The organism is Kitasatospora sp. NBC_00240, assembly GCF_026342405.1.
GTDB lineage: Bacteria > Actinomycetota > Actinomycetes > Streptomycetales > Streptomycetaceae > Kitasatospora.
In genome coordinates, this window is record NZ_JAPEMU010000001.1 from 7,193,500 (window position 1) to 7,218,301 (window position 24,802).

The 24,802-nt window shown below is 72.5% G+C and carries 22 protein-coding genes; 8 read left to right on the forward strand and 14 right to left on the reverse strand.

Annotated features, from left to right (window positions below; all coding sequences use genetic code 11):
- Window positions 1-17 precede the first annotated feature (17 nt).
- Complete coding sequence (locus tag OG689_RS30790; RefSeq protein ID WP_266324116.1) at window positions 18-494, forward strand: hypothetical protein; 477 nt, start codon at window positions 18-20, stop codon at window positions 492-494.
- Window positions 495-578: 84 nt separating this feature from the next.
- Complete coding sequence (locus OG689_RS30795; protein ID WP_266324117.1) at window positions 579-1,457, forward strand: MBL fold metallo-hydrolase; 879 nt, start codon at window positions 579-581, stop codon at window positions 1,455-1,457.
- Between the two features lie 74 nt (window positions 1,458-1,531).
- Here OG689_RS30795 and OG689_RS30800 read toward each other — a convergent pair whose 3' ends face one another.
- Window positions 1,532-3,769, reverse strand: a complete 2,238-nt coding sequence (locus OG689_RS30800; protein ID WP_266324118.1) for an MMPL family transporter — start codon at window positions 3,767-3,769, stop codon at window positions 1,532-1,534.
- 572 nt (window positions 3,770-4,341) lie between these two features.
- On the opposite strand from OG689_RS30800, the gene OG689_RS30805 reads away from it, so the two are divergent.
- From OG689_RS30805 to OG689_RS30815, 3 genes are all read left to right on the forward strand, one after another.
- Window positions 4,342-6,516: an MMPL family transporter gene (locus OG689_RS30805; RefSeq protein WP_266324119.1), complete on the forward strand. Its 2,175-nt coding sequence runs from the start codon at window positions 4,342-4,344 to the stop codon at window positions 6,514-6,516.
- 318 nt (window positions 6,517-6,834) lie between these two features.
- Window positions 6,835-7,038, forward strand: a complete 204-nt coding sequence (locus tag OG689_RS30810; protein ID WP_073922031.1) for a cold-shock protein — start codon at window positions 6,835-6,837, stop codon at window positions 7,036-7,038.
- 235 nt (window positions 7,039-7,273) lie between these two features.
- Window positions 7,274-9,004: a DEAD/DEAH box helicase gene (locus OG689_RS30815; protein WP_266324120.1), complete on the forward strand. Its 1,731-nt coding sequence runs from the start codon at window positions 7,274-7,276 to the stop codon at window positions 9,002-9,004.
- Between the two features lie 103 nt (window positions 9,005-9,107).
- Here OG689_RS30815 and OG689_RS30820 read toward each other — a convergent pair whose 3' ends face one another.
- Window positions 9,108-10,037 carry a helix-turn-helix transcriptional regulator gene (locus tag OG689_RS30820; RefSeq protein ID WP_266324121.1) on the reverse strand — a complete coding sequence of 310 codons (930 nt, stop codon included), beginning with the start codon at window positions 10,035-10,037 and terminating at the stop codon, window positions 9,108-9,110.
- Between the two features lie 127 nt (window positions 10,038-10,164).
- On the opposite strand from OG689_RS30820, the gene OG689_RS30825 reads away from it, so the two are divergent.
- Window positions 10,165-11,202: a hypothetical protein gene (locus tag OG689_RS30825; protein ID WP_266324122.1), complete on the forward strand. Its 1,038-nt coding sequence runs from the start codon at window positions 10,165-10,167 to the stop codon at window positions 11,200-11,202.
- A 153-nt stretch (window positions 11,203-11,355) separates the two neighbouring features.
- On the forward strand, window positions 11,356-12,222 hold the full coding sequence (locus OG689_RS30830) for a DMT family transporter (protein ID WP_266324123.1): 867 nt from the start codon (window positions 11,356-11,358) through the stop codon (window positions 12,220-12,222).
- Window positions 12,223-12,289: 67 nt separating this feature from the next.
- Here the strand turns inward: OG689_RS30830 and OG689_RS30835 are convergent, their stop codons facing one another.
- The 11 genes from OG689_RS30835 to OG689_RS44890 form a co-directional block, all read right to left on the reverse strand.
- On the reverse strand, window positions 12,290-13,081 hold the full coding sequence (locus OG689_RS30835) for a sirohydrochlorin chelatase (RefSeq protein ID WP_266324124.1): 792 nt from the start codon (window positions 13,079-13,081) through the stop codon (window positions 12,290-12,292).
- Between the two features lie 11 nt (window positions 13,082-13,092).
- Window positions 13,093-13,995: an ABC transporter permease gene (locus tag OG689_RS30840; protein ID WP_266324125.1), complete on the reverse strand. Its 903-nt coding sequence runs from the start codon at window positions 13,993-13,995 to the stop codon at window positions 13,093-13,095.
- A complete protein-coding gene (locus tag OG689_RS30845) occupies window positions 13,982-14,785 on the reverse strand; it encodes an ABC transporter ATP-binding protein (protein ID WP_266324126.1) in 804 nt (267 codons plus the stop codon). Before OG689_RS30845 ends, OG689_RS30840 begins: the two co-directional genes overlap by 14 nt.
- 175 nt (window positions 14,786-14,960) lie before the next feature.
- On the reverse strand, window positions 14,961-16,115 hold the full coding sequence (locus OG689_RS30850; RefSeq protein WP_266324127.1) for an aliphatic sulfonate ABC transporter substrate-binding protein: 1,155 nt from the start codon (window positions 16,113-16,115) through the stop codon (window positions 14,961-14,963).
- Between the two features lie 268 nt (window positions 16,116-16,383).
- A complete protein-coding gene (locus OG689_RS30855) occupies window positions 16,384-17,739 on the reverse strand; it encodes a GTP-binding protein (RefSeq protein ID WP_266324128.1) in 1,356 nt (451 codons plus the stop codon).
- Window positions 17,740-17,741: 2 nt separating this feature from the next.
- Complete coding sequence (cysD, locus tag OG689_RS30860; protein WP_266324129.1) at window positions 17,742-18,680, reverse strand: sulfate adenylyltransferase subunit CysD; 939 nt, start codon at window positions 18,678-18,680, stop codon at window positions 17,742-17,744.
- The gene (cysC, locus tag OG689_RS30865) at window positions 18,677-19,273 is read right to left on the reverse strand and encodes an adenylyl-sulfate kinase (protein WP_073922046.1); all 597 of its coding nucleotides are present in this window, start codon (window positions 19,271-19,273) and stop codon (window positions 18,677-18,679) included. The genes cysD and cysC overlap by 4 nt, the downstream gene beginning before the upstream one ends.
- A gap of 38 nt (window positions 19,274-19,311) precedes the next feature.
- On the reverse strand, window positions 19,312-20,013 hold the full coding sequence (locus OG689_RS30870) for a phosphoadenylyl-sulfate reductase (protein ID WP_266324130.1): 702 nt from the start codon (window positions 20,011-20,013) through the stop codon (window positions 19,312-19,314).
- Window positions 19,994-20,176, reverse strand: coding sequence for a hypothetical protein (locus OG689_RS30875; RefSeq protein WP_266324131.1), 183 nt, complete (start codon window positions 20,174-20,176; stop codon window positions 19,994-19,996). The genes OG689_RS30870 and OG689_RS30875 overlap by 20 nt, the downstream gene beginning before the upstream one ends.
- The gene (locus tag OG689_RS30880) at window positions 20,173-21,897 is read right to left on the reverse strand and encodes a nitrite/sulfite reductase (protein ID WP_266324132.1); all 1,725 of its coding nucleotides are present in this window, start codon (window positions 21,895-21,897) and stop codon (window positions 20,173-20,175) included. The genes OG689_RS30875 and OG689_RS30880 overlap by 4 nt, the downstream gene beginning before the upstream one ends.
- 206 nt (window positions 21,898-22,103) lie before the next feature.
- Window positions 22,104-22,187 carry a putative leader peptide gene (locus tag OG689_RS44890; RefSeq protein ID WP_310593185.1) on the reverse strand — a complete coding sequence of 28 codons (84 nt, stop codon included), beginning with the start codon at window positions 22,185-22,187 and terminating at the stop codon, window positions 22,104-22,106.
- A gap of 308 nt (window positions 22,188-22,495) precedes the next feature.
- Here OG689_RS44890 and OG689_RS30885 point away from each other — a divergent pair, with 308 nt between their 5' ends.
- Complete coding sequence (locus OG689_RS30885; RefSeq protein ID WP_266324133.1) at window positions 22,496-23,836, forward strand: YihY/virulence factor BrkB family protein; 1,341 nt, start codon at window positions 22,496-22,498, stop codon at window positions 23,834-23,836.
- A 28-nt stretch (window positions 23,837-23,864) separates the two neighbouring features.
- Here OG689_RS30885 and OG689_RS30890 read toward each other — a convergent pair whose 3' ends face one another.
- Complete coding sequence (locus OG689_RS30890) at window positions 23,865-24,731, reverse strand: AraC family transcriptional regulator (RefSeq protein ID WP_266324134.1); 867 nt, start codon at window positions 24,729-24,731, stop codon at window positions 23,865-23,867.
- Between the last annotated feature and the right edge of the window lie 71 nt (window positions 24,732-24,802).

The following is a 24,802-nucleotide window of genomic DNA, read 5'->3' on the forward strand; positions in this document are numbered from 1 at the left end:
GTCCTGCAGTCCTGGGGATGGGCGTCGTTGTGGCCGCCTTCGGTCTGCTCGTGGCCGGCTGCGATGAGGACACCGACCTCCGCAGGCCCACAGTCACCTTGGAGGTCTCGGGTCAGCAGGCCGACACCTTGCTGGTCGACATCGAACAGGCCCTGCCGGAGGGGGTCCGTTACGAGTCGCCGGCGAGTAACGAGAACGACTGTTACGGGCCTCACAGTGAGACTGCCGACGGGAGGCGACAGGTCGGTCGCCTGGCAACGGTCGGCGGGTTGCCCGGGGAGCGGCAGGCGGAGGTCTACGCAGCCGCCCGGACGTATTTCGAAGCGCACGATTTCAAGATCACCAAGGATGCCGACAAGGTTCTGACCGCCAAGCGGTCCTCCGACGGCTTTCTGGCGATGCTCTACGGCGGCCTTGAGCCTGGGGGCCTCATGCAGGTTTCGGTGCGAGCCCCGTGCGTGTGGCCGGACGGGACGCCGGGGCCGAAGTCTTGACGAGCCTGGCACGCGGCCCGGACGGTCCGCCGTTCGATCGGCATTCCGGCCGCCCGCCCGCCACCGCCCGGTACCGTGACGCGTGTGAAGAATAAGGACGAGGCGCGTGAGCGGCCCGGGCCGGGGAACCTCGATGTCAGCTGGCACGCCGGCTGGCCGTCGGCCAAGCACGACCCGGCGCCGGAGATCCAGGTGCACGGGTACGACGACCACACGGTGATCCTGCGGCAGAACAAGTCGGTGCACTACGAGGCGCCGTTCATGTTCCTGCTGTTCGGCGCCGAGCGGGCGCTGCTGCTGGACACCGGGGCGACCGAGGAGGAGCGGTGGTTCCCGCTGCGGAGCACGGTGGACGGGCTGATGGCGGACTGGCTGGAGCGCCACCCGCAGGCGCTCGGGAGCGGCCGGTACGAGCTGCTGGTCGCGCACACCCACGGGCACGGTGACCATGTCGCGGGGGACGGCCAGTTCGCGGGGCGGCCCGCGACGACGGTGGTCGGCCGGGAGCCGGCGGAGGTCGTCGAGGCCTTCGGGCTCAAGGACTGGCCGGAGGGGCTCGGCGAGCTCGACCTCGGCGGGCGGGTGCTCGACCTGATCCCGGGGCCGGGCCACCAGGCGGCCGGGCTGGTCTTCCACGACCGCAGCACCGGGCTGCTGTTCACCGGTGACTCGTTCTACCCGGGGCTGCTCTACGTGCAGGACGTGGCGGCGTACTCCGCCACCGTGGACCGGCTGCTGGCCTTCTGCGAGGTCAACCCGGTGACGCACATCCTGGGTTGCCACATCGAGATGACGACGACCCCGGGCGAGGAGTACCCGCGCGGGACGACGTACCAGCCGGACGAGCCGCCCTTGCAGCTGACGGTCGGCCAACTGCGGACCCTGCGTGCTGTCCTGGACGCGGCCGAGGGCCGGCCCGGCTTGCACCCCAGCGACGACTTCACCGTCCTGATCGGCGGCTGAGCGCGTCCACGCGGCGATGCCGGGCCCGCAGGTCGCGGGCCCGGCATCGTGGAGTGCGCAGAGGTCGGAGAGGGTCAGACGCCGACCCGGCGGTGGCGTGCGCCGTCGCTCTCGATCTCCGGCCCGGCGCCGGCCGCGGGTGCTGCCGGGGCGGCGGACGGGGCGTGCTCGGTGTGCGAGAAGTCGGGGAGCCAGCCGAGCCAGCGCGGCAGGTACCAGTTGCGCTCGCCGAGCAGGCTCATCACGGCGGGCAGCAGCACCCCGCGGATGATCGTCGCGTCGATCAGCACGGCGACCGCGAGGCCGACGCCCATCTGCTTCATGGACTGCATGGAGAGCGTCCCGAAGACCCCGAACACCGCGACCATGATGACCGCCGCGCTGGTGACGACCCCGGCGGTGGAGCGGATGCCGTGGGCGATGGCGGCCTGGGTGGACAGGCCCCGGTCGTGGCCCTCCTTGATCCGGGAGACCACGAAGACGTGGTAGTCCATCGAGAGTCCGAAGAGGATCACGAAGAGGAAGAGCGGCACCCAGCTGTCGATCGCGCCGACCCCGGCCGTGCCGAGCAGCGAGGCGCCGACGCCGTGCTGGAAGACCAGCGTCAGCACCCCGTACGCCGCGCCGACCGAGAGCAGGTTGAGCGCCACGGCGGTGACGGCGACGGCCAGCGAGCGGAACGAGGTGAGCATCAGCAGGAAGGCGAAGGCCACCACGAAGCCGAACACCGGCACCATGCTGCCGGTCATCTGCTCGTTGAAGTCGTGCGAGCCGGCGGTGGAGCCGGTGACCGGCGCCTCGGTGCCGGGGACCTTCAGCAGGGTGGCCGGGATGATGTCCTCGCGCAGGGTGCGCAGGGCCTCGGTGCTGGCGCTGTCGTTGCCGGACCCCATCAGCGGGATGTCGATGGTGGCGATGTTCTGCTCGGCGTGCAGGGTCACGTCGACCGGGCCGTGCATCCGGTTGCTCGCCAGGGCCCTGGACTTGAGGTCCTCGATCGCGGCGCTGATCGCCGCGGAGTCGATGTCGGTGGCCTTGACCACCACGGTGGCGGGGGAGGGGCTGCCGGGGAAGGCGGCCTGGATCCGCTCGGAGGTGGCGACCAGGGCGTTGCCCTTGGGCAGCTGCTGCTGGAAGGTGAGGTTGGCGGTGTGCATGGTGAGCAGCGGGGCGGCGATGCCGAGCAGCAGGCCGCCGGCCAGGACGGTGGCGGCCAGCGGGCGGCGCAGCACCGGGGTGAGGACGGCGTTCCAGATCCGGCCGCCGGTCGCGGCGGTCTCCGGCCGGCGCAGCCGGTGCAGCAGCGGGACCTTGCCCTTGTCGACCCGGTCGCCGAGCATGGAGAGCAGGGCGGGCAGGACGGTGAGCGAGCCGAGCACGGCGGTTATCACCACGACGATGGTGGCGTACGACATGGCCTGGAAGTCGGCGATGCCGGTGAGGAACATGCCGGCCATCGCGACGACCACGGTGACGCCGGAGACCAGGACGGCCCGGCCGCTGGTGGCGGCGGCGATCCGCAGGGCGGTCTCGGCGTCGTGCCCGGCGGCCCGCTCCTCGCGTTCGCGGCGCAGGTAGAAGAGGCAGTAGTCGACGCCGACGGCGAGGCCGACCAGCAGCATCACCGAGCTGGCGTCGTTGCTGGTGTGCAGGAGGCCGCTGCTCAGGGCGACCAGGCCGCCGGCCGCGATGAAGGCGGTGAGGGCGAGGACCACCGGCAGGACGGCGGCGACCAGGGCGCCGAAGGCGATCAGCAGGATGCCGAGGGCGAGCGGGACGGCCGTCCATTCGGCGCGCTGGAAGTCGTCCTCGAACTGGTCCTCGAACCACTTGCCGGAGCTGGCCTCGCCGAGCTCCTCGACGGTGAGGTCGCGGTGCTGCGCCTGCACCTTCGCGACGGCGTCCAGGACGGCGGGGATGTTCTCGGCGGCCTTCTCGCGGTCGCCGGTCACGGTGAACTGGACCAGCGCGGAGTGCCGGTCGGCGGAGAAGGCCTGGGTGTCGTACGGGGAGCGCAGGTCGGCGGTCTTCCCGGTGCCGGTGACGGCGGACCGGACCTGGTCGACGACGGTGCGGAAGGCCGCGTCGTCGGCGGTCAGGGTCGCGCTCTGGACGAGCACACTCTCGGAGGCCGGCGCCTTGATGCCGGCCTCGTCGAGGATCTTCGCGGCGCGGGCGACCTGGCCGGGCATCGACTCGGACTCGGTGACCTGGGTGCTGCCGTGCACCCCGCCGAGGTAGGCGGCGAGGACGACGAAGAGCAGCCAGCCGAAGACGGCACTCTTGCGGTGCCGGGCGCTCCAGGCGCCCATGGCGGCGGCGAGCCCTTGGCGCGGCGGCCGGGGGCGGGCGGGACGAGAGGGGCTTGAGCGGTCGGGTCCTGATCTGGGTGTCACGGTGGTACATCCCCCCGGGGATTGCGGCGGTGCGGGCCGCCGGTGTCTGGTTGCCGGGTGCGGTCCGGCGTCACCACCGAATCTAGGAACCCGGGGGGCCGGCCGGTATCCGGCTGACGGGGGAGTCGTCCCGGGGGTCTGCCTCGGGGGTGGGGTGGGGTTTTCCCTACCCGTGTCCCTGATCTCCTCCTTGGGGACAGCACCGAACTCCACCCTGAGGGGGAGGCCTCTCCATCCGGAGCACGAGGTCAGCGGGGGTCGGGTCGGGGGAGGATGGTCCGGGGCGGCGGAGTCGGCGTCCCTGAGGGGGCGGACCGACGGGGGGTTGCTTGCCGGGCGGCAAGCAAGTGCTCGTAGGATGATGCCTCACGTCACTTACCTGCCGACCGGCTAAGGATCAGACACCTGCTCCTCGGCCGGTCCTCAGCCGTCGCCCGGCGTCCCGTTCTCCAGGGCTGCGGTGACCATGCCCAGGAGGCACAACGAGCATGTTCCACCGAATCGGACAATTCGTGGTCACCCGAGCGTGGTGGGTGATCGCGGCTTGGGTGGTCGCGGCCATCGCCATCATCGGCACCGCGCCGAAGTTGACCGCGCAGACCGACGAGGCCGCGTTCCTGCCGAAGCACTACGAGTCCATCCAGGCCTCGGCGCTCCAGGAGCGGGCCTTCCCCACCAGCTTCACCCCGGGTGCGCTGCTGCTCTTCGAGCGCACCGACGGCGGCAAGCTGGACGCGGCCGACCAGGCCACCATGAACAAGGTGGTCCAGGGGCTGAGCGACAAGCACATCGCGCTGGTCGAGCAGATCATCCCGGTGAGCGAGCAGTCGACGTCCAAGGACGGCAAGTACGCGCTGTCGATGGTCGCCATCGACAAGACGAAGATCCAGACCGAGGAGTACGGCGACGCCGCCAAGGCGCTCCGTGACGACGGCGCCGAACTGACCGCCGGCACCACGCTGAAGTTCCAGGTCGGCGGCCAGTCCGCGATGAACCTGGACCAGAAGGACTCCTCCGCGCTCGCCAACGCCCTGATCGGCGGCGGCACCGTGGTGATCATCCTGATCACGCTCGGGATCATCTTCCGCAGCCCGATCATCGCGCTGCTGCCGATCCTGTCGATCTTCGTCTACTCGATGGTCGCCAACGGCCTGATCGCGGACGCGAGCAAGCTCTTCGGACTCAAGTCCGACGCCTCCATGTCCGCGATCCTGATCGTGGTGCTGTTCGGCGTCGGCACCGACTACTTCCTCTTCCTGATGTTCCGCTACCGCGAACGGCTGCGGGCGGGCGAGGACCGCAAGACCGCCGTGGTCAACGCGGTCGGCCGGGTCGGCGAGGCGATCGCCTCCGCCGCCGGCGCGGTCGTGGTGGCCTTCGCCGTCCTGGTGCTCTCCAGCCTCGGCCTGTTCAAGGCGCTCGGCCCCTCGCTGGCCATCGCGGTCGCCGTCACCGCCCTGGCCTCGGTCACCCTGGTGCCCGCGATCCTCTCCCTCATCCCGGAGAAGGTGCTGTTCTGGCCGTCCAAGGCCTGGCAGCGCGAGCCCAAGGGCGCCCGCTTCGCCGCCATCGGCAAGGCCGTCAGCCGCCGTCCGGGCCTCGCCGCCCTGGGCTCCGGCGTGGTCATGCTGGCGCTGGCCCTCGCGGTGGTCGGCTACAAGGGCACCTTCGACCTGGCCGGCAGCTCCATGCCGAAGAGCAAGGAGTCGATGGTCGTCCAGGACAAGATGATGAACGCGTTCTCGGCCGGTGCCGCGGACCCGAGCCACGTCTACCTGACCGTCACCCAGGACGGTGCCAAGCTCGACCCCGCCGGCCTGGACGCGTACGCGGCCAAGCTCGGCGGCGTGGACGGCGTCGCGTCCGCCTCGCTGCCCAAGGACGGTCTCAGCAAGGACGGCGGCACGGCCAACTTCACCGTGCTGCTCAAGGACAGCCCGGCCAGCAACAAGGCCATCAGCACCATCGCGGGCCTGCGGGACACCGCGCACTCGCAGGCGCCGGCCGGCACCAAGGCGTACGTCGGCGGCATCACGTCCGTCTACAAGGACATCAACACCGCGATGGCGCACGACTACTCGCTGGTGTTCCCGGTCGCCGCACTGCTGATCATGGTGATCCTCGGCCTGCTGCTGCGCAGTGTGGTGGCTCCCTGGTACCTGATGGCCTCGGTGGGCCTCGGCTTCGGCGCCACGCTCGGCGCGACCAAGCTGGTGTTCCAGAACTTCGCCGGCGAGCCCGGTCTGATGTTCATGCTGCCGATCTTCATCTATCTGTTCGTGGTCGCGATCGGCACCGACTACAACATCCTGATGATCGCCCGCCTGCGGGAGGAGGCCCGCGAGGGCCGCAGCCCGCGCGAGGCGGCCGGTGAGGCGATCCGGCACGGCGGTCCGACCGTCGCGGCGGCCGGCTTCATCCTGGCGGCGACCTTCGCCACCATGATGCTGGCGGGCAACACCCTCTTCAGTGAGATGGGCTTCTCGATCGCGTTCGGCATCGTGCTGGCGGCGTTCGTGATGTCGCTCTTCTTCACCCCGGCGCTGACCGCTCTGCTCGGTAAGGCGGCCTGGTGGCCCGGCCACGGCGACGTGGCGGGCCACGACGCCCCGGTCGCGCTCGACCGGGTCGCCGGCTCCCCGGAGCCGGCCGGCCGGCACTGAGCCGGGAGGATCTTCCCGGCCTGGTGCGTCCCAGGTCACAGGGCACGCGGCGACCGCTTCGGCGGGCGTCGCGTGCCCTGCTGTCGGGGCCCGCAAACGTGACGTGTCCGGCAAAAAATCACTCGATCATTCCGGTGTTCGCCGTGCTACAGTCGACGCAGTTGCAGTTTTGGTTCCCATGAACGTATGTGTGCGCCTGCTGGTACCAACCAACAGGCGCATTTGTTTTGTCCGGTGTTTCAGTCTCCGGATGGGGATCGCGGCTACTTTGGGGCCCACGAGGTGTGGGTCCTGATGCCCCAGTATGAGGAGACGGTTATGGCTACCGGCACCGTGAAGTGGTTCAACAGCGAAAAGGGCTTCGGCTTCATCGAGCAGGACGGTGGCGGCGCTGACGTGTTCGCCCACTACTCGAACATCCAGGCGAACGGTTTCCGTGAGCTGGTCGAGGGCCAGAAGGTCGAGTTCGACGTCACCCAGGGCCAGAAGGGCCCGCAGGCCGAGAACATCCGCGTCATCTGAGTCCAGCTTCACAGCTGACTCACGACGCGAAGCGAGGGCCCGTACCGCACGGTGCGGGCCCTCGTGCATGCCGCCGAACGGCCGGGGCGGCAGTGGTTCATTCCTCTCCTGACGGCCGACCTTCCCCAGCTTCCCGCTGGGGGCCCTACCCCCAGCCACCGCCGGGGGTACCCCCAAGGTCCGCCACCACGGCACAGCCGTGGCCGTCGGCCGTATCAGGACGGAAAATCACCACATGACCGATCAGTCACGCCCGCAGCGCAACCGCAGCACCGGCGGCCGCACCCAGGGCGCCGCAGCGGGCCAGGCCGGCCGCGGCCGGCCCCGCACCGGCGGCAACGCCAGCAGCAGCGGCGGCTTCAGCGACGCCCAGCGCCGCAGCGGCACCAGCGGCGGCGGCCTGCGCAGCGCCGGTGCCACCGGCGGCCGGGGCCGCGGCCGAGGCGCCGCCCCCCGTGAGCGCGCCGTCGAGGCACCCGCCGACTTCGCCGTCGTCGAGGGCACCCCGGCCCGCCCGCCGGCCGCGACCTTCGCCGAGCTGGAGATGCCCAAGGGCCTGCTCTCGGCACTGACCCGCGAAGGCGTCACCGAGCCCTTCCCGATCCAGTCCGCCACCCTGCCCGACGCGATCGCCGGCCGCGACGTGCTCGGCCGCGGCCGCACCGGCTCCGGCAAGACCCTCGCCTTCGGCCTCTCGATCCTCGCCCGCACCGCCGGCAAGCGCGCCGACGCGCGCCGCCCGCTGGCCCTGGTGCTGGTGCCGACCCGCGAGCTCGCGCAGCAGGTCACCGACGCCCTCACCCCGTACGCGACCGCGGTCAACCTGCGGATCGCCACCGTGGTCGGCGGCATGTCGATCACCCGGCAGGCCAACGCGCTGCGCCGCGGCGCCGAGGTCCTGGTCGCCACCCCCGGCCGGCTCGACGACCTGATCAACCGGCAGGACGTCCGGCTGGACGAGGTCGCCATCACCGTCCTGGACGAGGCCGACCAGATGGCCGACATGGGCTTCCTGCCGCAGGTCACCAAGCTGCTGGAGCAGGTCGCCGAGGGTGGGCAGCGGATGCTGTTCTCCGCCACCCTCGACCGCAACGTGGACCGCCTGGTCCGCCGCTTCCTGACCGACCCGGTGACGCACTCCGTCGACCCGTCGGCCGGCGCGGTGACCACCATGGACCACCACGTCCTGCAGATCGACACCGCGGACAAGGCCTCGGCCACCGCGCACATCGCCTCCCGCGAGGGCCGGGTGATCATGTTCGTGCACACCAAGCACGGCGCCGACCGCCTCGCCAAGCAGCTGCTGGCCACCGGCGTGAAGGCCGCCGCCCTGCACGGCGGCAAGTCCCAGCCGCAGCGCAACCGCACGCTGGACCAGTTCCGCGAGGGCCACGTGTCCGCGCTGATCGCCACCAACGTCGCCGCCCGCGGCATCCACATCGACGGCCTCGACCTGGTCGTCAACGTGGACCCGCCGATCGACCACAAGGACTACCTGCACCGCGGCGGCCGGACCGCCCGGGCCGGCGAGTCCGGCACGGTCGTCACCCTGGTGCTGCCCGAGCAGCGCCGCGAGGTCAGCCGGCTGATGACCACCGCCGGCATCCGCCCGACCACCACCAAGGTCCGCCCCGGCGACGCCGAGCTGGCCCGGATCACCGGCGCCCGGACGCCCTCCGGCGTCGCGGTCAGCCTGGCCGTGCCGATCAGCCAGGCCCCGGCGGCGAGCACCACCAGCGCCCCGCGCCGCCGCACCTCCGGCCCGCGCTCCGCGCTGCCCACCGACGTGGACATCAACGGCAACGCCCGCCGCCGCCGTCCCAAGCAGCGGATGGGCACCACCGGTGGCGCGACCCACACCGCGGCGGGCTTCTCCGGCAAGGCGAGCAGCGGCTCCAAGCCCGGCTCCGGCTCCAAGAGCGGCGGCAACTACGGCACCGGCCGCCAGCGCCGCCAGGCCAACTGACGCGCTGTCCGCCGGCCTGGCCGGCGGGCACTCGAAGCGGGCATCGCCTCCGGGCGGTGCCCGCTTCGTCGTTCCCCCCTTCCGGCGGTGGACGCGGGGACGGTCAGCCCTCGGCGGGCCCGTACACCGGCTCCCGGACCGCCCCCGACTTCCGGTCGGCCACCTGCTCCCCGTCCGACGCCGGCTCCCCGTCCGGCACCAGCCGCCGCAGCCGCTCGGCCGTCTCCTCGTCCCGCGGCGCGAACACCACCAGCTCCAACTGCGGCTCCCCCTGCGCCCGCAGCACCAGCTGATCGATCCGCAGCGGGCCCAGCACCTCGTGCACCAGGTCCTTCTCGGTGCCCGAGCGCTCCTGCACCTGGTGCTCGTCCAGCCAGCGGTCCGCCTCCGGGAACCCGGCCCGCAGCCGCGCGATCAGGGCCGCCAGCCGCCGCGCCCCCGGCGAGCCGTCACCGCCCCGCTCGCCGTAGGCGGCCCGCAGCTGCGCCAGGGTCCGCCGGGCATGGCGCTCCCAGTCGACCGTCCGCGCCCGGTGCGCGTGGTTGGCGAACACCACCCAGCCGAGGTTGCACTCCCCGGCGGGCCGGCCGGAGAACTCGAACAGCGCGTCCGCCTGCGGGTTCCAGGCCCGGACGTCCCAGTCGGAGTCGACCAGGAAGGCGGGCGACGGCGACTGCGCCTGCAGCAGGCGCAGCAGGGCGCCGGGCACCCGCTCGGGCACCGGGCCCTCGGCCGGCAGCGCATGGCTGCCCGCCAGCCGGAACAGGTACTCGGTCTCGGCCTGGTCCAGGCGCAGGGTGCGGGCCAGGCTCGCCAGCACCTCGGGGGAGGGGTTGATCGCGCGCCCCTGCTCCAGCCAGGTGTACCAGGTCACCCCGACGCCGGCGAGCACCGCCAGCTCCTCCCGCCGCAGGCCGGGGGTGCGGCGGCGCAGACCCGGCGCCATCCCCACGTCCTCGGGGGTCAGCCGGGCCCGCCGGCTGCGCAGGAAGTTCGACAGTGCCGTCCGCCGAGCTGTTCCGGCCGTCTTCATGGTCCGCCCCGTCTTCCCGTCCCTGGTAGCCGTACTACCAGTATCGCCACGCACTGCCGGGCCGCCGCGGCTGCCGCGAGGCTTGCCACGTCAGCACGTTGATGACCCGTACCAGAGGGAGTTCCCGATGAGGCGTCAGTTCCGCCGCGTCCTGGTGGCCGCCGCGACCACCGCCCTGCTCACCACCGCCGCGACACCGGCCGCGACCGCCGCGCAGGCGGCCGGCGTCCAGCACGGCGCGAGCCGCTACCCGGCCGTCGTCGACGGCCACGCGCCGTCCCTGCACCCCGAGGGCGCGACCTGGGACCCGGCGCACCGCCGGTTCCTGGTCGGCTCCCTGCGCCACGGTACTGTCTCCGCCGTCCGGCCGGACGGCAGCGTCCGGACGCTGGTCGACGATCCGGGCACGATCGTCTCGGTGATCGGCCTGCACGCGGACGCCGCCCGGGGCCGGGTCCTGCTGGCCAACGGTGACAACGGGGTGGGCCTGCGCAGCTCAGCCGCGACCACCGGCCGGCTGTCCGGGATCGGCGCGTACGACCTGGAGACCGGCCGCCGGATCTTCTACGTCGACCTCGCCGCGGTGGCCGGCGACGGCGGTCCGCACTTCGCCAACGACATCGCCTTCGGTCCGGACGGCACCGCTTACGTCACCGACTCCCGCGCGCCGATCGTGTACCGGGTCGGCGTGGACGGCCGGGCCTCGGTCCTGCTGCGGGACGACCGGCTCAAGGCGGCGCCCGACGGGTACGGGCTGAACGGCATCGTCTACCAGGACGGCGCGCTGCTGCTGGGCAAGTACGACGACGGCACCCTGTGGCGGGTCCCGGTGCGCCGTCCGGCGGAGCTCCGGCAGGTCCGGCTGACCGGGTCGGCCGGGGTGCCCGGGGCGCTGGCCGGGCTCGACGGCCTGCTGGCCGGCCGGGACGGCGCCGTGCTGGGCGTCACCAACGGCCTGGGCGCGCCGGGCCGGGACGCCCAGGTGGAGCTGCGGTCGGCGGACGGCTGGCGCACCGCCCGGACGGTCGCCGTCCACGCCTCCGCGGACCCGGCGCCGACCGCCGTCACGGCGGGCCCGGGCGGCGGCTTCTACCAGCTCTCCGGCCGGATGGACCTGCTCTTCGCGGGCACCCTGAGCGACAGCTTCGTGCTGCGGCGGATCTGAGCCCGCCGCCCGGGCCCGGCCGGCCGCCCCGTACCGCGCCCGGTACCCCCGCCCGGGTGACCGGCGGGGGCACCGGCCCGTACGGCGGCCCGCCGGCCGGCCCGGATGGCAGGCTGACGGGGTACCCGGGAGGTCGGCGGAGCGGAGCGGGCTGTGCAGAGCGTGTGGGCCGTGGTGTTCGCCCTGCTCGCGGCGGCCGCCAACGCGACGGCCACCGTGCTGCAGCGCAAGGCGGCCGGCACGGTACCGATCTCCGCCGGGTTCCGGCTGCGGCTGATCGTCGAGCTGCTGCACCGGCCGGTGTGGCTGGCCGGGTTCGGGGCGATCGTGCTGGCTGCGGTCTTCCAGGCGCTGGCGCTGTCCGAGGGCGCGCTGGCTCTGGTGCAGCCGCTGTTCGTGCTGGAGCTGCCGATGGCGATGCTGATCGCCGGCTTCGTGCTCGGGCGGCGGCTGACCCGCGGCAGCTGGCTGGCGGTGCTGTCCGTGGTGGGCGGCCTCGGGGTGGCGCTGGCCGCCGCCGACCCGCAGGGCGGCATCACCGATCCGCCGGGTGGTCGCTGGGCGGTCGCCACCGGCTGCTGCGTCGGGGCGGTGGCCTTGCTGGTGGTCGTCGCGCGGCGGCACCCGCCGGGCCGGCTGCGGGCGGCCTCGCTGGCGGCGGGCGCGGCGATCGGGTACGCGCTGACGGCGGCGCTGCTGAAGGCCGCCACGTACGCCTGGCAGCGCGGGGGGATCGTCGGGTTCTTCGAGGCCTGGCAGACCTACGGTTTCGCGCTGGCGGGCGTCGGGGCGGTGTTCCTGCTGGAGAACGCCATGCAGTCCGGCCCGCTGGTGGCCTCGCAGCCGGCGCTGACGCTCACGGACGCGCTGGTGAGCCTGGCGCTCGGGGTCACCGTGTTCGAGGAGACGCTGCGGACCGGGTGGTGGCTGCTGCCGGAGATCGCGGGTGTGCTGGCGATCCTGGCGGGCGCCGTGGTGCTGGCGCGGACGCCGCTGGCCCGACTGCTGGCCGAGGGGTGACGGGGCCGGTCCGCTCGGTCACCGTGACCTGGTGGCGGGCCGGCCCGGGCCTGTCCGGGGTCGGCGCTCAGGCTCCCCGGCGGAGGTCCTGCCCGACGGCTCCCGAGGCGCCGAGCCGCGCCTCGTCGTACCGGTGCAGCAGCAGCCGGGCGACCTCCGGCGCGTCGCCGAGCACCCCGGCGACCAGATCCGCGTCGCCGGCGGCAGCCGTGATGCGGTCGGGAAGCAGTCCGGGAGCGAGCAGGTACGGGGCGACCGCGACCCGGTCGGCGCCGGCCCCGCGCAGCGCGGTGACGGCCTCGGGCACCCGGTGGCCGGTGGCGGCCGTGGCCGCGTACGCGACCTCGACACCGGCCCAGCCGCGGGTGCGCCGCCATTCGGCGGCCAGGGCCCGGGTGACCCGGCCGGCGGCCGGGTCGGAGGAGCCGGCCGCGGCCAGCACGATGCCGGTGCGGGCCCGGACGGTGTCGCAGTCCACGTCGAGCCCGGCCTCGGCCAGCCGGCGCTCCAGGGCGGCGAGCAGCAGCGGGGACGGGCCGAGGACGTCGGCCAGCGGCAGGTCCGAACCGGCCTCGCGCAGCGCGGCGGGGATGTCGCTCTTGGCGTGGAAGGCCCGGTTGAGCAGTAGCGGCACGGCCACCGCGGGCGCCCCGGCCAGCCGGCCGGTGACCTGCGGGATGCGCGGCGCGCAGAACTCCAGGTACGCGGTGGCCACGTCCAGGGCGGGGCGCAGCGCGCGGATCCGCCGGACCAGGGCCTCCACGGCGGCGGCGTGCCGGGGGTCCCGGCTGCCGTGGGCGATCAGCAGGAGGGCAGGGCTGCCCGCTGGCGGAGCAGCGGGCAGCCGGCCGGAGAACATGGGATCCGACCTTACCGGGCGGCGGCGAGCAGGCCGCGGTTGCGCAGCACCCGGCGCTCGATCGGGGCGAACACGAGCAGCTCGATCGCGATGCCGACGAACAGGATGAGGATGATGCCGAGCAGCACGCCGGCCATCTCGGAGAACTCGCGCTGGTTCTCCAGGTAGCGGCCGAGGCCCTGGCCGAGGTCGGGCGAGCTGGCGACCAGCTCGGCGGCCATCAGCGAGCGCCAGGAGAAGGCCCAGCCCTGCTTGAGGCCGGCCAGGTAGCCGGGGAGCGCGCCGGGGAGCAGCACGTGCCGGGCGTTGCTGAGGCCGCTGGCGCCGAGGGTGCGGCCGGCGCGCAGGAACAGCGGCGGCACCTGGTCGATGCCGGCCACCAGGCCGTTGGCGATGGACGGGACGGCGCCGAGCAGGATGACGGCGTACATCATCTGGTTGTTGATGCCGAGCCAGATGACCGCGGCGGGCACCCAGGCGACGGACGGCAGCGACTGCAGGCCGGAGAGGATCGGGCCGACGGCCGCCCGGACCGGCTTGACCTGGGCGACCAGCAGGCCGATCGGGGTGCCGATGACGACGGCGATCACGAAGCCGGACAGGCCGCGCCAGACGCTGGTCCAGATGATGTCGAACAGGGTGCCGGCGGTCCAGAGGTCCTCGGCGGCGTGCCAGACGTCCAGCGGGCTGGGCAGCTTGTAGGAGCTGGTCAGCTCCAGGCTGTACGCGCCCTGCCAGAGGGCGAGCACCAGGAGCACGCCGAGCAGCGGCGGGAGGGCCTTCTGCCGCAGGGTCTGGGCGAGGGACTGGCCGGGGGCGGCGACCGTCTCCAGGGCGTCCAGGCCGGCCTCGACGCTGGCGGAGTCCGGCACCTGGTCCTTGACGACGGCGGGGGCGGTGTCAGTGCTGGCCATGGCGGCGGATCTCCCCACGCAGTTCTTCGGTGATCTCGATGGACAGGTCCGCGACGCCCGCGGACTCGATGCGGCGCGGCTGCGGCAGGTCGATCCGCCACTCACGGGCGACCCGGCCGGGGCGGGAGGAGAGCAGCACCACGCGCTGGGCCAGCCGGACGGCCTCGCGCACGTTGTGGGTGACGAACAGGACGGTGAGCTTCTGCTCGGCCCAGATCCGGGTGATCTCGTCGTGCAGGACGTCGCGGGTGATCGCGTCCAGGGCCGCGAACGGCTCATCCATCAGCAGCACCGAGCTGCCCTGGGCGAGCGCGCGGGCCATCGCGACACGCTGGCGCATGCCGCCCGAGAGCTCGTGCACGCGCTTGCCGTACGAGCCCTTGAGCCGGACCAGCTCCAGCAGCCGCTCGGCCTCGGGGCGGCGCTCGGGGCGGGCCACGCCGTTGAGCCGCAGCGCGAGTTCGATGTTCTTGCCGGCCGTGAGCCACGGGAAGAGCGCATGCTCCTGGAACATCAGCGAGGGGCGCCCGCCGGGGACCTCGATGGTGCCCGAGGAGGGCTTGTCGAGGCCGGCGACCAGGTTGAGCAGGGTCGACTTGCCGCAGCCCGAGGCACCGAGCAGCGTGACGAACTCGCCGGGGGCGACGTCGAGGGTGATGTCGTCCAGCACGTGGGTCGCGGCGCCGGGGCGGCCGAAGGACTTGTGGACGTGCGAGATCCGGACGGCGGGGGAGCCGTCCAGGACCGCGGCGCCGTGGGCGTCTTGCGAGGTGGTCAGTGCCGGGCTCATCCGGGCACCTCCTGCATGAGTGACTGGCTGACTGGCGAAGTGGGAGCCGGGGTCCGGCCCCGCCCGGCCCTGTGACTGGGCATCGACCGGGTGGGCGGGGTTCCGGACCGCGGAGCTTGTGCGGGTAGCGCTGCGGGGTGCCGCGGCCGGCGGTGGGCCGGCCGCGGCGTACCGGCTACTTGGTGCCGAGCCCGGCGTCCGCCACGGCGCTCTGACCGGCGGCCTTGAGCACCTTGTTGAGCAGGGTCAGGTCGTAGATCCCGTTCAGGTCGGGCTTCTTGAGCAGGCCCGCGGTCACCGCGTGGTCGGCCTCCGACTGCAGGGTGCCGGCCAGCGGGTCGTCCAGGAAGTCGATGTCCTGCCAGGCCGGGTCGAGGACGGCGGGCTCCAGCGCGTTGCCCGCGGCCTCCTTGATGGCCGCGTTGGCGGAGGCCTTGGCCTTCTCCGGGTTGGCCTTGATGAAGGCGTTGGTGTTCACCGAGCCGCGCAGTACGGCCTCCACCACGTCCGGGTGCTCCTTGAGGAACTTCTGGGACACGATGATGTTGGTGATCACGAACTTGTTGTCCGGCCAGATCGACTTCTCGTTCAGCAGGACCTTCGCGCCGAGGGTGACCAGCTTGGAGGCGGTCGGCTCGGGCACCCAGGCACCGTCGATCGCACCGGACTTGTAGGCGTCCGGGGTGACCTTGTTGTCGGTGCGGACGACCGACACGTCGCCGGCGCCGGTGTTGGCGTCGACCTTGAAGCCCTTGGTGGACAGGTAGTTGAGGAGCGCCACGTCCTGGGTGTTGCCCAGCTGCGGGGTGGCGATCTTCTTGCCCTTGAGGTCGTCCAGCGAGGTGACCTTGTCCGGGTTGACGACCAGCTTGACGCCGCCGGAGGCCGAACCGCTGATGATCTTCAGCGACTTGCCGTCCGACTTGGTGAAGCCGTTGATCGCGGGGGAGGGGCCGATCCAGCCGATGTCGATCGAGCCGGCGTTCAGCGCCTCGATCTCCGCCGGGCCGGCGTTGAAGATCTGCGGCTTGACCTGGGTGCTGCCCAGCTCCTTCTGGAAGATGCCTTCCTTCAGGCCGACCAGCGGGGTGCCGTGGGTCAGGTTCGCGAAGTAGCCGATCTTGACCGTGTCGGCGGACAGCTTGACGTCACCCGAGGGGGAGGCCGCCGCCGGCGAGCCGGCCGCCTTGTTGTCGGTGCTCTTCGAGCCGTAGCCGCAAGCGGTCAGCAGGGTGACGGCGGTGAGGCCGGCGACGACCGCCACGGCGGACCGTCTGATCCGGCCGGCGGGGGTGCGGGCAGCATTATGGGGGAACTGGTTCGAAGCCATGCGAAGTCGGTCCTGTTCATGGACGGGCCGTCAACTGACGTCCCTGGTACGGAAGCTGGGGTGTCGCTCGCGGCATCGTGATGCCGGGCAAGCCGGGCGGCGCCTGCTGTGCCAACTGTGGGACGGCACAGGGGCAGCGGCCCGGTGACAGGGGATCAGAGCCCCTGTCCGCCCACACATCGCGTCAGTCCGCCCTGGCCGCTGCCGAGGACGCCGCTGCCGATGCGGCCGCCTTCCTTGTCCATGCCCGAGAACGCCTCGTGGGGCATCAGACCCAGTCCTCCTCGTCCGCCGCTTCCAGTGCGACCGTGTCGAAGGCCTCGCCCGCCATGCCGGCGGTGAGGGTGGTGCCGTCGGCCGGGTCGATCAGCAGGAAGGACCCGGTCCGGCGGTTGTCGGTGTAGTCGTCGAGCGACAGCGGCTCGGCGGTGCGCAGCACCACGTGGCCGATGTCGTTGACCGACAGGCCCTCGGCGCCGGAGCGCTGTTCGAGGCTGTCGATGTCGATCCGGTAGCTGATCTCCTTGACCAGCGCGCGCACCGTCCGGGTGGTGTGCTTGAGCAGCACCTTGTCCCCGGCCCGCAGCGGGCGCTCGTGCAGGTGGCAGACGGTCGCCGCGACGTCCTTGGTGGGCGTCGGGACGCTGCCGGCCGCGATCAGGTCGCCGCGTGAGACGTCGATGTCCTCGGCGAGGCGGACGGTGACCGACTGGGGGGCCCAGGCGATGTCCGTCTCCTTGCCCAGCGCGTCGATGCCGGCCACCGTGGTGACGTGGCCCGACGGCAGGACGGTGACGGTGTCGCCGGTGCGCAGCACGCCGGAGGCGAGCTGGCCGGCGTAGCCGCGGTAGTCGGGGAAGTCGGCGCTCTGCGGGCGGATCACGTACTGGACGGGGAACCGGGCCGGCTCCTCGCTCGGGTCGCTGCCGACCGGCACGGTCTCCAGGTGCTCCAGCAGCGTCGGGCCGCCGTACCAGTCCATGTGCGCGGACGGCTCGACCACGTTGTCGCCGGCCAGGGCCGAGATCGGCACCGCCACCACGTCCTCGACGCCCAGCGAGGCGGCGTACGCGGTGAACTCCTTCGCGATGGCCGCGAACACCGGCTCCGCGTACTCGACCAGGTCCATCTTGTTGACGGCCAGCACCACGTGCGGCACCCGCAGCAGCGCGGCCACGGCGGCGTGCCGGCGGGTCTGCTCGACCACGCCGTTGCGGGCGTCGACCAGCACGACGGCGAGCTCCGCGGTGGAGGCGCCGGTCACCATGTTGCGGGTGTACTGCACGTGGCCCGGGGTGTCGGCGAGGATGAACCGCCGGCGCGGGGTGGCGAAGTAGCGGTACGCGACGTCGATGGTGATGCCCTGCTCGCGCTCGGCGCGCAGGCCGTCGGTGAGCAGCGCCAGGTCCGGAGCCTCCTGGCCGCGGCTGAGCGAGACCCGCTCGACGGCCTCCAGCTGGTCGGCCAGCACGGACTTGGAGTCGTGCAGCAGCCGGCCCACCAGGGTGGACTTGCCGTCGTCGACGGAGCCCGCGGTGGCGAAGCGCAGCAGCGCGGTGGCCGTGGCCTCCTCGCCGAACGGGTTCTCGGAGGGGGCCTGGTTGTTGTGCAGATCGGTCGGCATGGTTAGAAGTACCCCTCGCGCTTACGGTCTTCCATGGCGGCCTCGGACACCTTGTCGTCCGCCCGGGTCGCTCCTCGCTCGGTCAGCCGGCTGGCCGCGATCTCGGCGATCACGTCGCCGATGGTGGCCGCGTCCGAGTCGACCGCGCCGGTGCAGGACATGTCACCGACGGTGCGGTAGCGCACCAGGCGCCGCTCCACGGTCTCGGTCTCCTTGGGGCCGCCCCACTCGCCGGCGGTGAGCCACATGCCGTTGCGAGCGAAGACCTCGCGCTCGTGGGCGTAGTAGATCTCGGGGAGTTCGATCCTCTCCCGCTCGATGTACTGCCAGACGTCCAGCTCGGTCCAGTTGGAGAGCGGGAAGACGCGCACGTGCTCGCCGACCGCGTGCTTGCCGTTGTAGAGGCTCCACAGCTCGGGGCGCTGGCGGCGCGGGTCCCAGGCGCCGAACTCGTCGCGCAGGGAGAAGACGCGCTCCTTGGCGCGGGCCTTCTCCTCGTCGCGGCGGCCGCCGCCGAAGACGGCGTCGAACTTGCCCTGCTCGATGCCGTCCAGCAGCGGGACGGTCTGCAGCGGGTTGCGCAGGCCGTCCGGGCGCTCGCGCAGCCGGCCGTCGTCGATGAAGTCCTGCACGTGCGCGACGTGCAGCCGCAGGTTGTGCCGGGCCACCGCGCGGTCGCGGTAGTCCAGCACCTCGGGGAAGTTGTGGCCCGTGTCGACGTGCAGCAGGGCGAAGGGCACCGGCGCGGGCCAGAAGGCCTTCAGCGCCAGGTGCAGCATGACGATGGAGTCCTTGCCGCCGGAGAAGAGGATCACCGGGCGCTCGAACTCGCCGGCCACCTCGCGGAAGATGTGCACCGACTCCGCCTCCAGCGCGTCCAGGTGCGACAGCGCGTAGGGGTTCTCGGCGGTATCCAGCAAGGTGTGGGTCGCGGTCGTCATGCCAGTCCCCTCGTGGTCAGGAAGGTGTGCAGTTCGGCCGCGGACTCGGCGACGGCGCGGCCGTGCGTCTGCAGTCGCAGCTCCGGGCTCTCCGGGGCCTCGTACGGGTCGTCCACGCCGGTCAGGCCGGAGATCTCGCCGGCCGCCTGCTTGGCGTACAGGCCCTTGACGTCGCGCTCCGAGCAGACCTCGACCGGGGTGGCGACGTGGATCTCCAGGAACTCGGTGCCGTGCTCGCCGTGCCGCTCGCGGACGGCGGCGCGCGAGGCGGCGTACGGGGCGATGACCGGGGCCAGCACCTTGACGCCGTTCGCGGCGAGCTTCTCGGCGACGAAGCCGATCCGGGTCACGTTGGTGTGCCGGTCCTCCTGGCTGAACCCCAGGCCCTTGGAGAGGAATTCGCGGATCTCGTCACCGTCCAGGACCTCCACCTTGTGGCCCTCGGCGCGCAGGCGCTCGGCGAGGGCGAAGGCGAGGGTGGTCTTGCCCGCGCTGGGCAGCCCGGTCAGCCACACCGTGGCGCCGCGCTCGCAGGGGGCGGCCGTTCGGGCCGCCTCTGCGGCTCCGTCGACTGCCGGTGTGTCTGTGGTCACGGTGAAGTCTCCTGGTGGTACGGGTTGGTGGGGCAGGGTCAGAGGTGGATGCCGCACTCGGTCTTGCCCGAGCCGGCCCAGCGGCCGGCGCGGGCCTCCTCGCCCTCGACGGGCTTGCGGGTGCACGACAGCGGCGAGCAGCCGACCGAGGTGTAGCCCTCCCACAGCAGCGGGTTGAGCAGGACGCCGTTGGCGGCGACGTAGGCGTCCACGTCCTCCTGCGTCCAGCGCGCGATCGGGGCGATCTTGACCTTGCGGCGCTTGGGGTCCCAGGCCACCACCGGGGTGTCGGCACGGGTCGGCGACTCGTCGCGGCGCAGTCCGGTGGCCCAGGCGTCGTACCCGCCGAGGCCGCGGTTCAGCGGTTCGACCTTGCGCAGCGAGCAGCAGAGGTCCGGGTCGCGGTCGTGCAGGTTCGGCCCGTACCGGGCGTCCTGCTCGGCCACGGTCTGCAGCGGCTTGAGGGTGATGACGTTGACCGGCATCACCGCCGCCACCGCGTCCCGGGTGCCGATGGTCTCGGCGAAGTGGTAGCCGGTGTCGAGGAAGACCACGTCCACGCCGGGGAAGACCGAGGAGGCGAGGTGGGCGACGACCGCGTCCTCCATCGAGGAGGTGACGCAGAACCGGCTGCCGAAGGTGTCGGCGGCCCAGCGCAGGACCTCCTGCGCGGAGGCCTCCTCCAGGTCGCGCCCCGCGGCGGTGGCTATCGCCTCGTAGTCAGTGGTGCTGCTGGTCATCTCGTCCACCTCCGTTCGCGGGTGACAACAGGCCGAGGAACTTCAGCTGGAAGGCCCGGCGGCAGCTGTGGCACTCCCAGGCGCCGTGGCCGGCCTCGGCGGAGGGCCGCAGGTCCTCGTCGCCGCAGTACGGGCAGTGGAAGGGCGCCGCGCGCTCGCTCACGACAGGGCCTCCTCGTCGGCCCGGGCGGTCCACTGGGCGAACCGCTCGCCCTCGGCGCGCTCGGTCTGGAAGCGCGTCAGGACCCGCTCCACGTAGTCCGGCAGGCCGTCCTTGGTGACCTTCAGGCCGCGGACCTTACGGCCGAAGCCGGCCTCCAGGCCCAGTGCGCCGCCCAGGTGCACCTGGTAGCCCTCGACCTGCTCGCCGTTCTCGTCGGTGACGAGCTGGCCCTTGAGGCCGATGTCGGCGACCTGGATGCGGGCGCAGGCGTTCGGGCAGCCGTTGATGTTGATGGTCAGCGGCTCGGCGAACTCCGGCAGGCGCTTCTCCAGCTCGTCGATGAGCGTGCGGCCGCGCTCCTTGGTCTCGACGATGGCGAGCTTGCAGTACTCGATGCCGGTGCAGGCCATCGTGCCGCGACGGAACGGCGAGGGGGTGACCCGCAGGTCCAGCGCCTCCAGACCGGCGACCAGCGACTCGACCTGGTCCTCGGCGATGTCGAGGACGATCATCTTCTGCTCGGCGGTGGTCCGCAGGCGGTCCGAGCCGTGGGCGGCGGCCAGGTCGGCGATCTGCCCGAGCAGCTTGCCGTCGACGCGGCCGACCCGCGGCGCGAAGCCGACGTAGAAGCGGCCGTCCTGCTGGCGGTGCACGCCGACGTGGTCGCGCCAGGTGCCGCTGGGCTCCTTCGGCGCGGGGCCGTCGACCAGCTTGTACTTGAGGTACTCGTCCTCCAGCACCTGGCGGAACTTGTCCTTGCCCCAGTCGGCGACCAGGAACTTCAACCGGGCGCGGTTGCGCAGGCGCCGGTAGCCGTAGTCGCGGAAGATGCTGATGACGCCGCCGTAGACGTCCGCGACCTCCTCCAGCGGGACCCAGGCGCCGAGGCGCACGCCGAGCTTGGGGTTGGTGGAGAGGCCGCCGCCGACCCAGAGGTCGAAGCCGGGGCCGTGCTCGGGGTGGACGACGCCGACGAAGGCGATGTCGTTGATCTCGTGCGCCACGTCGAGCAGCGGCGAGCCGGAGATCGCCGACTTGAACTTGCGCGGCAGGTTGGAGAACTCCGGGTTGCCGATGAAGCGGCGCTGGATCTCGTCGATGGCGGAGGTGCCGTCGATGATCTCGTCCTCGGCGATGCCGGCCACCGGGGAGCCGAGGATGACACGCGGGGTGTCGCCGCAGGCCTCGGTGGTGGAGAGGCCGACGGCCTCCAGCTTCTGCCAGATCGCCGGCATGTCCTCGATCCGGATCCAGTGGTACTGGACGTTCTGCCGGTCGGTCAGGTCGGCGGTGTTACGGCCGTACAGCTCGGAGACCTCGGCGATCGCCTTCAGCTGGGCCACCGTGAGGCGGCCGCCGTCGATGCGGACCCGGAGCATGAAGTACTCGGCGTCCAGCTCGTTCGGGTCGAGGATCGCGGTCTTGCCGCCGTCGATGCCCTCCTTGCGCTGGGTGTACAGACCCCACCAGCGCATCCGGCCCCGCAGGTCGGCCGGGTCGATCGAGTCGAAGCCCCGCTTGGCGTAGATCGTCTCAATGCGTGTCCGCACGTTGAGACCGTCGTCGTCCTTCTTGAACTGCTCGTTGGCGTTCAGCGGGGTGAAGTGCCCCATGGCCCACTGACCCTCACCGCGGTGGCGGGTCACCTTGCGGGCGGCGGCGGGACGGCGCGCGGGGGCGCTCGCTTCCTGGGGCTCGACCGGGTCGGGAGTGGTGGCCATGGTGAAGTCCTTACGGGCAGGTGGCTCTGACGCTGGGGGGAGGCGCTGGGCGTTGCTCCGGTGCGGCGCTGCTGTGACCTGCGGTCCGGCACGTGGTGACGTGCCGGATCAGGAACAGTGACCGAGGCCGGGTGGGCGCCCGCGCATCCGCTTCAGCGAGGATGACGAGGATTGGCGCCGGGTGCGGTGGTGGCGGCGGGGTGGGCTCAGGTCACCGGACAGATGGCGCTGGACACGCGAAGGAGATCGACGTGGAGTCGACCAACCAGGGTGGTTCCGGCGCTAGGCATGGCAAGAGATTCGCACGCCCGGCGGTTCTCGGTCCACTAACGTCCGAATAATGGACGTAATGGTTTCGCGATGTGAGACGCTGGCGACTTTCCCACGCTCGGAAGGTTACCGCCGTGCGCACCGCCGCGACCGGACCCGCACTGCGCACTGCCGGAGCGCCTCCCGGAGCCCACCCGGACGGCCCCGCGCGGACACCCGCGCCGCTCCCGGACGGCCCGCGCCCCGGCCGCCGCCGACGGCCGGGGGCCCGTAGATCCACCCCGGGCGTCCGGCCCGATACCGTAGAGCTGTGCAACCAGCAGGCGAGATGACGAGACCGAACCCCGAGCGCCCCTCGCGGCGGCGGGGCAAGGGCTCCCGACGCGCGGTCAAGCGGGCCACCTGGCGCAGTACGGCCTGGGCGCTGATCAAGGACACCACCAACACCTGCGTCGAGTACCGGGTCACCGGCCTAGCCGCCGAGGCGGCCTTCTTCACCCTGCTCTCGATCCCGCCGCTGCTGCTCTGCCTGGCCGGCACGCTCGGCTACCTCGACGAGTTCCTCGGCGCCGGCACCATCGACAAGCTGAAGCAGGACATCGTCTCAGCCGCTGGGACGGTGCTCTCGCAGTCGTCCGTCCACCAGATCGTCGAACCCCTGCTGCACGGCGTCTTCGACGACAAACGCCCCGACCTGATCTCGATCGGCTTCCTGCTGTCCCTGTGGTCCGGCTCCCGGGCGCTCTACATCTTCATCGACACCATCACCGTGATGTACGGCCTCGACGGCAAGCGCGGCATCGTCAAGACCCGCCTGATGTCGCTCGGCCTCTATCTCGGCGCCCTGGTGATCGGCTCCCTGGTGCTGCCGCTGCTGGTGGCCGGCCCCGGGCTGGTGGTGGCCGCGCTGCCGAACGCCGCCGGGCTGGTCAGCGCGCTCTACTGGCCGGTGGCGATCCTGCTGCTGGTGGTCTTCCTCACCACCCTCTACCACCTGGCCGTGCCCGTCTCCACACCCTGGCGTGAGGACATCCCCGGCGCGCTGGTCGCGCTGGTCGTCCTGGTGGTCTGCAGCGTGCTGCTCCGGGTCTACCTGGTCAGCTCCGTCGAGGGCCCCTCGGTGTACGGGTCGCTGGCGGCGCCGGTGGCCGTCCTGCTCTGGATCGGCGTGGTGGCGCTCGCGGTGCTGATCGGCGCCGCGATGAACGCCGCCATAGACCGGCGCTGGCCGACCCTGGAGACGGCGGACGCCCGCGCCGAGAACGAGCGCGCCAGTGAGGAGGCGGCCGCCGCCGTCGTCCGCGAGGTCGCCGCCCGGCGGGCCGTCGAGCGCGCCCGGCGGGCCCGCGAGCTGGGCCTGGCCGAAGGTGGCGTCGAGGAGGAGTACGAGGGCGAGGAGGGCGACGACGGGGACGTCCCGTCCGAGTACCCCGAGCGCTGGGCCGACTTCCTGCCCCCGGAGAACGTCAAGGGCCGGCTGGCCGCCCGCGGCCCCCACCACCGGCCCGTCCCGCCCCCGCCGGACAGCGACCGGCCCGCCGACCCGCCGCCCGGCTCCGAGCCGGGCCAGGAGGGCGGCCCCGACTTCGGGCCGGACTTCGGCGACCACCGCTTCCCCGGGGCGCAGCTGCCCGGGCGCCCGCCCCGCCCGCCCTGGGAGCAGGGCTGACCGGACGGGCCCCGGGCGCCCGCCCGGGTCAGGCCGCGCCGCGCTCCACCGGGATCCAGAGCTGCGCGTCGGCCTGCGCACCGTCCGGCGACGGCCGGACGCCGAGGATCTCCGGCCCCGGCCGGCTGCGGTACGGGTTGGACGGGAACCACTGGGTGTAGACGTCCCGCCACAGGTACTGCAGGGCCTGCGGGAACGGGCCGGTGTTCTCGAAGACCGCCCACGTCCCGGCCGGGACGAGCAGGGTGTCCAGGTCCTCCGGCGGCTCCGCCCGGGTCAGCGCCGCGTGGTAGTAGTCGAGCTCGGTCCCTTCCGCCCGGCTCTCGTCGAGGTTGTCGGTCACCGAGACGATGCCGGCCGGCTCCTGGTCGGACAGCTGCGCGATCCGCCGGGACGTCTCCGGCCCGACGGACCTGATGAACTCCGCGATGGCCGGATTGGCCCCTTCATGGACGAGCGGGACCCGGGCCCTGCGCCCCACCACCCGGAACTCCTCCCGCTCCACGATCCGGTACCTCATACTGCTGCTCCCTTCGACGACGAGCCGGAAGGACATCCGGGGCTGGGACTGCAGCGCCGCGCCGGTCCGCCTGGCCTCGCCGGGCCCGACGCGGTGCATCGCGCGGAAGGCCCGGGCGAACGCCTCGCCCGAGGCGTAGCCGTAGCGCACCGCGATCTCCAGCAGCGTGTCCGACCCGGCGAGCACCTCGGCGCCCGCGACGGTCAGCCGCCGGCGCCGGACGTACTCCGAGAGCGGCATCCCCGCCAGTGCCGAGAACATCCGCCGGAGGTGGTACTCCGAGGTCATCGCGATCCGGGCCAGCTCGGCCGCGTCGATCTGCCCGTCCAGCCGGGACTCGATGTGCTCCATGGCCTGATTCAGTCGCTCCAGCACCCGGTGTCCTTCCTTTCCTTGCCTTCACCGTAGGAAAGGGTCACTCTGCCGCACCCGACATCCTGTGCCCG